This is a genomic window from Chitinophaga sp. (genome assembly GCF_036569185.1).
Taxonomy (GTDB): Bacteria; Bacteroidota; Bacteroidia; order Chitinophagales; family Chitinophagaceae; genus Chitinophaga.
In genome coordinates this window covers 1-11741 of sequence record NZ_DATCRD010000140.1, presented here as the reverse complement: position 1 = coordinate 11741, position 11741 = coordinate 1, and the positions used below count along the sequence as shown (strand labels likewise).

The following is an 11741-nucleotide window of genomic DNA, read 5'->3' as shown; positions in this document are numbered from 1 at the left end:
TTGTTTCAAATAAGGGATGATTTGTTACAAACAAATGGCGCCCGGATATCCTCAGCTATCTAACTTTTATTTTTGTGACTGGCCGCATACTGTGTTGGGGTTGCATTGAACTCCTCCTTGAACGACCTGCTGAATACTTTCGGGTCGTTGAAGCCTACCTGGTAAGCAATTTCGGCTACAGACAACCCGCTTTTTTGCAACAGGTTGGCTGCTCTTTTTAACCGGATGGAACGTATAAAATCAAGAGGCGACTTACCGGTAAGCGATATTACCTTTCTATATAAAGTAACGCGGCTCATACACATTTCCCGGCTTAAATCTTCCACAGAAAAAACGGGGTCGTCTATTTTTCTTTCCACGATGTCCAAAGCCTGTTTCAGGAACTGCTCATCTACAGGAGTAATGGTGATTTCACTGGGATTCACTTCAATCTGGGTCTGGAAACGTTTCTGCAGGTATTTTTGCTGCGCCAGTAAATTCCTGATGCGTGAAGCCAGTATCTCGTATGTAAACGGCTTGGTAACGTAATCATTAACTCCCGTACTAAGCGCCTCCAGTTGTTTCTCCTCGCTTCCCATGGCCGTAAGCAGCACGATGGGAATATGAGCGGTGAGCATTTCAGACCTGATCTTTTTGGCCAGTTCCACTCCATCCATAAGCGGCATCATAATATCGCTGACCACAAGATCCGGCAGCAGTAGTTTTGCTTTGGCCCAACCTTCCTGCCCGTTGGAGGCTTCTTCAACTCTGTACAGATCCTTCAGGTTGTCTTTCAGGTAAAAGCGCAGATCTTCATTATCTTCCACTATCAATATCAGCTTCTTTTTATTGTTCCTGGGTTCCTGTTCCGGTTCCTGCTCAACCGGAGGAATAGGAGGATTAGCAGCCAGGGGGGGCATCACGAGCATCTTCCTGGCCGGCAGTGTTACCGTGAAGCAGGCGCCTTTGTCCGGTTCACTTTTAAGGGTGATAGTGCCGCCGTGGAGCCTTACAAATTCCCTGGTGATGGCAAGGCCGATCCCGGTACCCTGGTTCACCATACTCTCAGGCACATCTGATTGAAAGAACCTTTCAAAAACCCTTTCGTGCTGACCGGGAGGAATACCGATACCTGTATCCTTTATTTCAAACACCACTGTCCCCTCCTCTTCATTGCCTGAAGGTTCGTTATAGGAGAGGTTTATATCCACTTTCCCGTTATCAGGCGTATATTTAAAAGCATTGGAGATGAGGTTTAAGAGGATCTTCTCTACCTTGTCTTTATCAAAATAAATTTCCAGGCTGCTGATGGCAGACGAAAATGACAACTGTATTTTTTTCTTTTCGGCAATATCGGCAAACGAGGAACTGATATCTTTCGTAAACCTGATGATGTCTCCTACGGAAGGATGTAATTTAATTTCCTGTACTTCCATTTTACGGAAATCGAGCAATTGATTTACCAGGTTCAGTAAGCGCCTGGCATTCCGCTGCACCATATTCAACTGCTTTTTATGCTCTTCATTGGTAGTTTGTTTGATGATCCGGTCGAGCGGGGCGATAATGAGGCTTAACGGAGTACGGAACTCATGGCTCACGTTTGTAAAGAACTTTGTTTTTAGCTGATCAATGGCATGCGCCCGCTCCGCCTCCCTGCGTTGTTGCTGCACCTGGAATTTCATATGTAGTCTTTCCAGGGTGATTTTCCGGGCAAGGAAAAACAATCCCAGGCCCGTTAATGCATATATTATATAAGCAAGAGGCGTTTGCCAGAACGGGGGCCTGATATTTATCTGCAGGCTTTTAACCGGGCTCCAGGAACCATCCCTGTTTAATGCCTTTACTTCAAAAACATAGTGACCGGGATTAAGATTGGTATAAGTGGCCCTTCGCTGGCTGCCGTCTGCATACAACCAATCGGGGTTAAAGCCTTTTAGCATATAAGCATATTTATCAATTTTGCCCGAGGCAAAATCGAGGGAGGCAAACTCAATGGAAAATACATTTTCCCTGTATTCCAGGTCAATTGTTTGGAGCTGTGATAAAGATTGCTTCAGCAGCACCCGGTTATTTACCAGTTCCCCGGGCCTGATACTCCTGTTCAATATTTCAAAACCGATAATAGCAGGCTTTGAAGCATAGGAATGTTTGCCTATTTTTTCCGGGTTAATAATATTAAAACCTGAAGGACCACCGAAAATTATTTCGCCTGCCCTTGTTTTAAAGGCCGCATTTTTATTGAATTCACGGCTCTGAAGATTATTGGCCTCATCATAATTCGTAACTGATAAACTGATAGCCCCATTTCTTTCGACTGGAATAACGTTGCACAACCCGTTTGGCGTAGAGATCCAGAGAGTATGCTGGTTATCTTCCAGGATATTCAGTACCAGGTTATCCGGCAAACCATCCGAAGTAGTATAGAGTTTAAAAGTTCCGGATTGCGCGTTTAAAAGATTGAGCCCATCCCTGCTGCCCAGCCAGATCCGTCCTTTACTATCTTCCAGGATACAATTGATACTATTATTCGTTAAGCTGCCCGGGGCGTTTGTATGCTGATATACTTTCCTGTTACTGCCATCAGCCCTGACTGATGATATTCCAGCATCTGTTCCAATCCACAAATTTCCCTGCCTGTCCTGTATCATAGCAGAAATGCGGGTTGACAGCGGGGCCAGCGGCCCTTCCCGGTAATGTTCAAACCGGCCCGTCTTCCTGTCTAAAAGATCAAGCCCTCCGTTCAGCATACCAATCCACAGGTGTTGGTCCCTGTCTTCAAATATTTCCCATACCTTGTCGTCCGACAGGCTGGTAGTATCGCCCGCACGGGATTTGTACAAGGTAAATTTTTTCCCGTCATAACTGTTAAGTCCGCCCAGGTAAGTGCCAATCCATAAAACATCCTTATGATCTATCCATAAACTCACTATTACATTACTTCCGAGGCTATTCGGGTTTCCCGGATCATGAAGATATTGTTTAAAGGTATTATTTTGCCTGTTGAAATAAATAAGGCCTCCCCCATTGGTGCCTATCCAGAGATTACCCAGCTTATCTTCAGCGAAGCGGTTCACATCATCGTATGGAAGGCCGCCTTTGTTCACACCCTGGTGCCGGCTGAAATTGGGGAATTGCACGATACTGTTGTTCAGGTAATTTACACCGAGCTTATAGGTGCCCAGCCAGATGATACCCTGGCTATCTTTATAAATGGTGTTGATACTGTTCTGACTGAGGCTCCTGGTATCATCGGGAATATTGAGGAGATAATCTGTTTTGAAGTTATTTTTTTTATCTATTAACGTAACTCCTCCATGATCCGTAGCCACCCAGATGAGGCCCCGGTTGTCCTGAATTATCTGGGTTACCAGGTCGGCGCTCAATCGCGCCGCGGTTGTATTTTTCTTAAATATTTTAACGGAGTTGCCGGCGGGATGAAAGAATACGACACCGGAATTATATCCCCAAAGCCAGATATCATCGTCTTCATCAACATAAAAATTAACCGGCAGATGTTCTTTGTCCTGAACAGGCGTAGCAGCAGTAACCAGCTTGCCTGATTTCAGGTCATAGCCCTGCAGGAGCCCGTCTTCGCCGAGGAGCCACAGCTTTCCGCCCTTTGATTCTTCCATGGAAATAATTTTCCCTGAAGGCGCGGCTCCTTTCCGCGGATAAAAAAGTGTGGGCTTTTTATCTGCACCGGCATATAGATACAAATCCCCGTTATCATACAGGAACCAATACCTGTTACTGTTACCTTTTGTGATTCGCCGGATACCGCCGGATGGCAATCCCAGGGTTTGTAAGAAACTGTTGCTGTTCTGGTTAAATTTTTCAGTGTCGGGGTTATAGATACAGGGGCCTCCCATGGTAGCCACCCACATTTTCCTGTCCGGCAATTCATAAAGTGCATTAATATTATTATCGTTCAGCGAAGAGCTGTCGTTATGAATCCCGCGGAAAACCCTGCACGAATAGCCGTCGTACCGGTTAAGCCCCGACATTGTACCGATCCACAGGAAGCCATCCGTGCCTTTTAACAGGGCGTTGACCTGGTTATGGGAAAGGCCATTCTGTATATCAAGTTTACGGAAATTGTATCGCTCGCCCTGGGCCAGGGCGGTAAATGAATATAAAAATAAAAGGGTCCAGACTAAAAATCGCATCACAACGCATTTATCTTTTTCGGTAGCTAATACGGATAATGATCAACATTAGTTGCCACTCCTGCCGGCGCACTGCATGATACGAATTTAATTCAGAAAAACATCAATCCATACTTACCATTGCCTTTATAACTCCATTGGAAGGATCCAGCCAGCTTTCAAAGGTATCTTTTACCTGTTCCAGCGCAACCCGGTGTGTGATATAGGTTTTAGGATCAATCAGTCCTTTTTTCATGGAATCAATTACGTGCTCAAAGTCGGCCGTAGTTGCATTGCGGCTACTCATTAAAGTTGCCTCGCGTTTATGAAATTCAGGGTGACTAAAACTGATCGCCTCTTTCTGTAAACCGATCAACACATACCTGGCGCCATGGGCCATATAGCTGAAAGCGTTGTTAATAGCTTTCAGGTTGCCCGTGGCATCCATTACAACTGTTGGCATATCTCCGCCGGTTATCGTCATTAATGCTTCATTCACATTATCTTTCAGTGCATTGATTACATGTGTGATCCCTAATTTTTCCCGGCAGAAATTAAGGCGGTGATCATTTACATCCAGGGCAATTACTTTTGCACCGGCAATCCGGGCCAGCTGCATGGTTCCCAACCCGATGGGACCGGCGCCAACCACCAGTACATACTCTCCTGGTGTGATGCCTGCCCTTCTTACCGCGTGTGCGCCTATAGCCAGCGGCTCCACCAGCGCCAGCTCGTCGAAGCTCAGGCCCTGCCCGTGCACGAGCGAGTACGATGGCACTGCCAGGTAATCCACCATTCCTCCATCCTGGTGAACACCGCATACCTTAATGCGGGTACAACAATTCGGTTTGCCACTGCGGCAGGCTATACAGGTGCCGCAATAGAAATAAGGTATAATAGTAACGGGCTCGCCTACACTGAAACCAGGGGCGTTATCAAATTCTACCAGCTCCGCAGCCAGTTCATGGCCCAGGATCCTGGGATATTCAAAAAAAGGCTGCGTTCCTTCAAAGGCATGCAGATCGGTACCGCAAATGCCTACCCTCCTGATCTTCAGTATGGCATGTGATTGCTTTAGCTCAGGGGTAATACCATCCAGATATTCAAAATTTCCCGGCTGTGTACATACAAGTGTTCTCATTGCTACTTTTTATAAACTTAATATTTGCAGGTATGCGTATCAGTGTGAGGCAGATAAATCCACTTTGGCGACTGTAATATTCTTTATTCCGAAATATAACACGGCAATAAAGCAAACTGCCGGAACAATATATGCCTGCTGTATATTACTGGCGTCTGATACGCGTCCCATAATCACCGGTAAAACTGCTCCGCCAACAATGGCCATGATCACCAGTGAAGATCCTTTCTTTGTTTTTGCGCCAAGATCTTTTACACTTAAAGCAAAAATGGTAGGGAACATAATAGACATAAAAAATTCCACGGCCATCAGCGCATATACGGCAGTGATGCCTGTTGTGGAGATCGCAAAAGAAAGCAGCAACATTACCAGGATGCTGTAAATAACCAGTAACCTGGGCGGCGCCACAAATCTCATTAATAAAGTTCCCGCAAAACGCCCCACCATAAACATCAGCAATGCGGCAGATAAAAGATAGGCAGCCTGTACTTCTTCAATGCCTGCTACCCGCTGTGAAAAACGGATAAAAAAGCTGCTGATACAAACCTGCGCTCCTACATAAAAGAACTGGGCGCCCACACCCAATAAAAGATTTTTCTCGCTCAAAACAGAGCCGTTGGCATTACCGGTTTCTTCTTCCCTGATCTCGGGCAAATACGTTTTCCATACCAATGCCGCCACGCATAACACCACCAGCGCGATCACCAGGAAAGGCAGTTGCACCGAGGAAGCTTCAGCTTTCAGGTAGCCGTCTAACTGACCGGCAGACATGCCCGCCTCCTGTGAAGCCGTTAATGTTTTGCCGGACAATATATACCGGCCGCCTATCAGCGGCGCCATGAAAGCTGCGAGGCCATTAAACGACTGTGCCAGGTTCAACCGGTAGGCGCCTTTGGCGGGGTCGCCCAATACGGTGATATAGGAATTGGCTGCGGTTTCCAGGAATGTAAGCCCGCTGGCAATGATAAATAGTGCACAAAGAAAAAAGAGATAGGAACGCGTAGCCGCCGCCGGGTAAAATAAAACGGCACCGGCGGCAAACAATAGCAATCCTAAAAGAATCCCTCCCTTGTAACCAAATTTATACATGAACCTTCCGGCTGGCAAAGCCAATAAAAAATAAGCGATATAGGATGCTGAATCAATAAAGGCGGATTGCACATCACTGAGACGGCAGGCTTTTTTTAAATGCGGGATGAGTATGGGATTCAGGTTCAGTGCGAACCCCCATAAAAAAAACAATGCGGTGATAAGCCCTATGGCAAGAGTGGTTTTATTGGTTGATAGTGCTTTATTCATATGGCGTATAGTTCTTACGTGGATTAATAATGAACAGTGGCTTCTCCGGAGGAATTGATCAGCTGTTTCTCCTTCATCTCTTCCCAGAATGCAGATGGTATAGGCGCATTGGCCAATCCCAGGTTTTCCGCTACTCTTTGCGGGTGGGTGGTGTTCAACGCGATGCTCATTACCCCCGGCGCCTTTAGGGCAAACTGCACACAGGCAGCAGCTGGTTGCACCGCATGTGCATTACAAACGGAGAAAAATTCCTCCCGCCATTTTAAATGCTGCTGATGGGTTTCATCAGCAGCGTTGATCAATTGATAATCGTAGTAATTTCCACCGGTAAGAAAGCCGGAGTGAAAAACTGCAGAATTAATCACCTGTACTCCCTGCTGTTGCAGTTGTTCCAGGAAAGTGTGTAAGGCCCGCGGATGTGTTTTAATGGTAAAACTGTTGGCGATCATTACCCAATCCAATGCTACTTTCCCGCTGATCCGTTCTATCACTCTCCAGTTTTTGGCGCCAATACCAACAGATTGTACCCTGCCCGACAACTTCAGCTCACGCAGCGCCTGGTAGGCGCCCATGATATCTGCCAATAGCTGTTCCTCTTCCTCTTTGTCACGGGCTTTGGCCAGGTATTCGTCGGGGTCATGTACGGATACCATCTGCGCAGTATAATTTCCAAGCAGGGAATTTCCCTGCTCAAAACATTCCAGTATGCCATCATAGCTGATGCGTTGTACCGCATCATAGTGCAGGTTTTTCCATACGCCCGGTTCAAAAGTGGGCTCCGGCGTGGTGAGCGGCACACGCAGCCATCCCAGTTTATTGCTGATCAGTACTTTTTCAGGAGCTGCATTTGCCTTACGTAATCCCGCCCCCAATGCTTCCAGCGCTAACCCCGCTCCATATTTACCGGCGGTATCAAATACCACCGGCGTTGGGGAATGCGCCAGGCACTCTCTTACGATAGCCTCTTTGGTAGTTTCCTCCAAAGCGGTAAACAAATTTCCTAATCCGCTGGTGCCAAATACTACCTTTGGGAGTGTCATATCTTTTTTCATTAACTTCTGTGATAGATACTTATGCAGGCAATACTTTCAATACCAGGGCATCCGCATTGGGCTTATATTCCGGCAGTTTTACCAGCAGCCCGCTATCTCCGCGTTCCACGCTCAGTGATTTAGCGCCCCCCAGTAATTCCACCTGCCCGATCTTGCCAGGATAATGCCTGCTACCTGCTGATAATGATTTGATATTCACTTCGCCGTTTTCCGGCCAGCCCATTACAATACAATACAACGCATCTCCCTTTGTTGTAAAACGGATATCTTCCGCCCCCATTGGTTTGCCTTTACCTTCGTTGAAGCCAGGCCCGCTTAATGGCGCCACGGATTCTACTGCCGGTCCTTCCCCGAATATTTTCCAGGGCCTGGTATCGTAGATCGCTTCTTTATTGATGTCCATCCACGCCGTGATGCCGGCCACAATGTTGCGTTCTTCACTGTCGATAGTACCATCTCCTCTTACAGGGATGTTCAGCAGCAGGTTTCCGTTTTTGCTTACCACATCGGCCAGTGTGGCGATCACGGTTTTAGCCGTTTTATAACGGCGGTCGTTATAAACTCCGCGGTCATAATGCCAGCTGCCGATACAGGTATCGGTTTGCCAAACAAAAGGTTCTATCTCGTTGCTTTGTCCGCGTTCTATATCCCATACCATGCATTTCCGCTGTTCTTCGTTCAGTATTTTTCCATTCAAAACGGCCTGCAGCTTACCATGCTTTTTGATACTACTGTTGTACAGGTGTGCGGCGATCCTTAATCCTGCATCGCTGACAGGCCATAACGGGAGCGCTGTATCGTCGAAGTACACCAGGTCGGGCCCGTACTTATTGATCAGGTCCATGGTACGGTTAAAGAACTGTTCGCAGTAGGCTTTATCCGGAACGGAGGCTCCTTTAGACGCATCCCAGTCCCACACCTTACCAATGTCCCTGCTGCCGGGAATATGGCTTTGTGCATACAATACCTGCGGGTCGAGGCCCTCCCACCAGGTACCTTTTCCATCGGCTTTGGTTAGTTTGCCATCATAAGGTACGCCTGCCAGCGGGCCGTTCTTGTCTGCGCCCTGGGCGGTTTCATAAAAGGTCCATGCGTGCGCAGCGTGAACGCTTACGCCAAAGGGAAGCCCCTGGTTACGCGCCGCTTTTTCCCATCCTCCTATGATATCTTTCTTAGGTCCCAGTTTGGTGGAATTCCAGGGATGATATTTACTGTTGTAGTTATCAAAATTGTCGTGGTGATTGGCCATTGCCACAAAATATTGTGCGCCTGCTTTTTTATATAACGCCACCAGTTCTTCCGGGTTCCAGTTCTCTGCTTTCCATTCACGGATCACCTCTTTGAAACCCGCTTTAGATGGATGACCATATTCTTTTACATGCGAATTGTATTGCCATCCGCCTTCCTCATACATTCCCCTCGCGTACCAGTCGCCATGCTCCGGCTGGCATTGCGGCCCCCAGTGCGCCCATATGCCGAATTTGGCATTGCGGTACCAATCAGGAACGGTATACTGTTTCAGTGATTCCCATGATGCTTTAAACGGGCCTTTGGCAACCGGTTCCCCGGGTACTGCCAGTTCAGCCAGCCCGTTAGCCATTGCCTTTGATATCCAGAGTGCAGGCAATGCTCCTGCCAATCCTTTTATTACGGTTCTGCGTTTCATAACGTATGAGTGTTATTTAGGAAGATGAATAAGTTTTGTTTTATAGCGGGATTGATTCTTATGAAGAATTCCCTCAAATTTTCCGGTTAATGGAACAGTGTTTTTCTTTCAGACCTCTTTATTAAATTGTCAACAAGACACTTATAAATGATCCGACGACAAGCTGATGACCTGGCCATAACGCGGTAAAGTCTGTTTGTTTATGCTCACCTGTGGTTTGCAGTTAAGACACTGGCAGGCGAACAGTTCAAGCAACAAAATTTCCCTGCTTCGTTTTACCTGTGGTTTGCAGTTAAGAGATTGACTGGCTGGCATTCAACCATAACGTGATAAAATTCCCTCCGTCATTTCCAATATAGCAAATATAAAAACTTGAAATCGATTTCAAAATTTATTTTAAAAAAATACAGAAATAATTACAAATAATCTATAATTTGCCCGTTCTTATAAACATTCTGGCATTAAGTATTTTATTATGCAATCGTTTTCAAATTTCAAGCTGAAAAGAACCGGGCAATTAGTGACTGCACTCCTGCGATGAATGAAGCTTGAAAGCCGCATCATCTGTATGATCCGGCAAACCGGTTTTGTTCTTCCTTATTGCTAAAAGAATTAACGATCATCTTTTCCTGAAAAATATTTATAACACAACCTTGCTTTGATGTTATTGTCTCAGCATTAAATTCAAAAAGTACTCCCGTTATGAAATCGACTCTTGCCCTGATCTTATTTTTTATATTTGGCTCCTGTACTTTATTTGCCCGGCAGATAACCATTCAATCTCCCAATAAAAAAATAGGGATATTGCTCGCCTGCCGGCAAAAGGGGAATAACGGTGAATGGTATATGAAAGTATCCTTCAATAATAACGGGAAGGAGTCAGTGGTGATCCCTGCTATTGATCTGGGTTTATTGCGGGAGGACCAGGATTTTTCAAAAGAGCTGAAACTGCTGAAAGCAGGTAACCCGTTGCTGATTAATGAACAGTATACAGCAGTACATGGCAAAAAATCCATTTGCAGCAATACCGCCAATGAAACAGTGATCACTTTTGAGAACAGGCAAAAGAGTAAAATGAATGTGATCATCAGGGCGTATAATGATGGTATTACATTCCGTTATGAATTTCCCGGGAAACAGGGCACTTATGTGATAAAAGACGAATTAACAGCGTATAGCATTCCAGCTGAAACCATGCGGTGGATGGAAAAATGGAATACGGCCAACGAACGGACCTATTCGGCAATGAGCAATGAAAATATCCTTGCGCAGGACTGGTGTTACCCGGCCTTATTCCACACGAATGATAAATCCTGCTGGTTTCTTTTGCATGAAGCCGATGTAAACGGCAGCTATTGCGGATCAAAGCTCAGCAATGCAGCACAGCCTTCCAGCTATAAGATCACGTTTCCGGATGCCCGGGATGGAAACGGGCTGGGCGCCTCCCAGCCTACCATAACGCTTCCCTGGAAATCGCCCTGGAGAGTGATCATTATGGGCAATTTACCGGATATAGTGGCATCTACTTTAGTGGATGATGTATCCGCCCCTGCTGTGATAAAAAATACCGCCTGGATCAAACCTGGAACCGTGTCATGGAATTACTGGTCCAGCAATCATGGTACAAAAGACTATAAAATAGTTTGTGACTTTGCCGACCTGGCAGCCCGCATGAACTGGCCTTATACGCTGCTCGACTGGGAATGGGACGCTATGGGCAACGGGGGCCAGCTGGAAGATGCAGCCCGGTACATCCGGTCAAAAGGTATAAGGCCGCTGATCTGGTACAACTCAGGAGGGAAACATACCAATGTAGGGGCAACGCCGCGCGACCGGATGCTGACGCATGAAAGTCGCACAGAAGAATTTGCCAAACTCAAAAAAATGGGATTTGCCGGTGTAAAAATCGACTTCTTTGAAAGCGAGAAACAGGAAATGATCAGATATTACCTGGATATCCTGGAAGATGCCGCCAGGGCGGAGATGATGGTTTATTTCCATGGCTGCCTGGTTCCCCGCGGCTGGGCCAGAACCTATCCCAACCTGATGACTTACGAAGCCGTGATGGGCGCTGAATGGTATAATAATATACCTGATTTTACCATGATGGCGCCGGCGCATAATGCCACGCTGCCCTTTACCCGCAACGTAGTGGGAGCAATGGATTATACCCCGGTCACTTTTACCAATTCCCAATACCCGCACATCACATCGTATGGTCATGAACTGGCGCTGAGCGTAGTGTTTGAATCCGGTCTTCAGCATTTGGCAGACCGCCCTGAAGGTTATGACGATTTACCGGATGCAGCCAAAACCTTTTTAAAACAGGTGCCTAACGCCTGGGATGATACCCGGCTGGTAGACGGTTACCCCGGCCAGGATGTTATTATGGCCCGCCGCAAAGGCAGTTCATGGTATCTCGGCGGCATTAACGCCGAAAGAAAAGAGAAGAAAAAAAC

General features: G+C 46.6%; 6 protein-coding genes. 1 reads left to right on the top strand and 5 read right to left on the bottom strand.

The window, feature by feature from the left end; all coding sequences use genetic code 11:
• Positions 1-59 precede the first annotated feature (59 nt).
• The 5 genes from VIM72_RS09925 to VIM72_RS09905 form a co-directional block, all read right to left on the bottom strand.
• Positions 60-4145 carry a two-component regulator propeller domain-containing protein gene (locus VIM72_RS09925; protein ID WP_332002680.1) on the bottom strand — a complete coding sequence of 1362 codons (4086 nt, stop codon included), beginning with the start codon at positions 4143-4145 and terminating at the stop codon, positions 60-62.
• Between the two features lie 103 nt (positions 4146-4248).
• The gene (locus VIM72_RS09920; RefSeq protein WP_332002679.1) at positions 4249-5265 is read right to left on the bottom strand and encodes a zinc-binding alcohol dehydrogenase family protein; all 1017 of its coding nucleotides are present in this window, start codon (positions 5263-5265) and stop codon (positions 4249-4251) included.
• A gap of 39 nt (positions 5266-5304) precedes the next feature.
• On the bottom strand, positions 5305-6564 hold the full coding sequence (gene fucP, locus VIM72_RS09915) for an L-fucose:H+ symporter permease (protein ID WP_332002678.1): 1260 nt from the start codon (positions 6562-6564) through the stop codon (positions 5305-5307).
• 23 nt (positions 6565-6587) lie between these two features.
• Entirely contained in the window at positions 6588-7604 is a 1017-nt protein-coding gene (locus VIM72_RS09910; protein WP_332002677.1) for an aldo/keto reductase, read from the bottom strand.
• Positions 7605-7635: 31 nt separating this feature from the next.
• A complete protein-coding gene (locus tag VIM72_RS09905) occupies positions 7636-9282 on the bottom strand; it encodes an alpha-L-fucosidase (RefSeq protein ID WP_332002676.1) in 1647 nt (548 codons plus the stop codon).
• Between the two features lie 702 nt (positions 9283-9984).
• On the opposite strand from VIM72_RS09905, the gene VIM72_RS09900 reads away from it, so the two are divergent.
• A partial coding sequence (locus VIM72_RS09900; protein WP_332002675.1) for a glycoside hydrolase family 97 protein occupies positions 9985-11741 on the top strand: 1757 nt, incomplete at its 3' end.

Bases quoted from the DNA above. Each gene is read 5' to 3' on its own strand.
- VIM72_RS09925 (WP_332002680.1), bottom strand. From the start codon at position 4,145: ATGCGATTTTTAGTCTGGACCCTTTTATTTTTATATTCATTTACCGCC.
- VIM72_RS09920 (WP_332002679.1), bottom strand. From the start codon at position 5,265: ATGAGAACACTTGTATGTACACAGCCGGGAAATTTTGAATATCTGGAT.
- fucP (WP_332002678.1), bottom strand. From the start codon at position 6,564: ATGAATAAAGCACTATCAACCAATAAAACCACTCTTGCCATAGGGCTT.
- VIM72_RS09910 (WP_332002677.1), bottom strand. From the start codon at position 7,604: ATGACACTCCCAAAGGTAGTATTTGGCACCAGCGGATTAGGAAATTTG.
- VIM72_RS09905 (WP_332002676.1), bottom strand. From the start codon at position 9,282: ATGAAACGCAGAACCGTAATAAAAGGATTGGCAGGAGCATTGCCTGCA.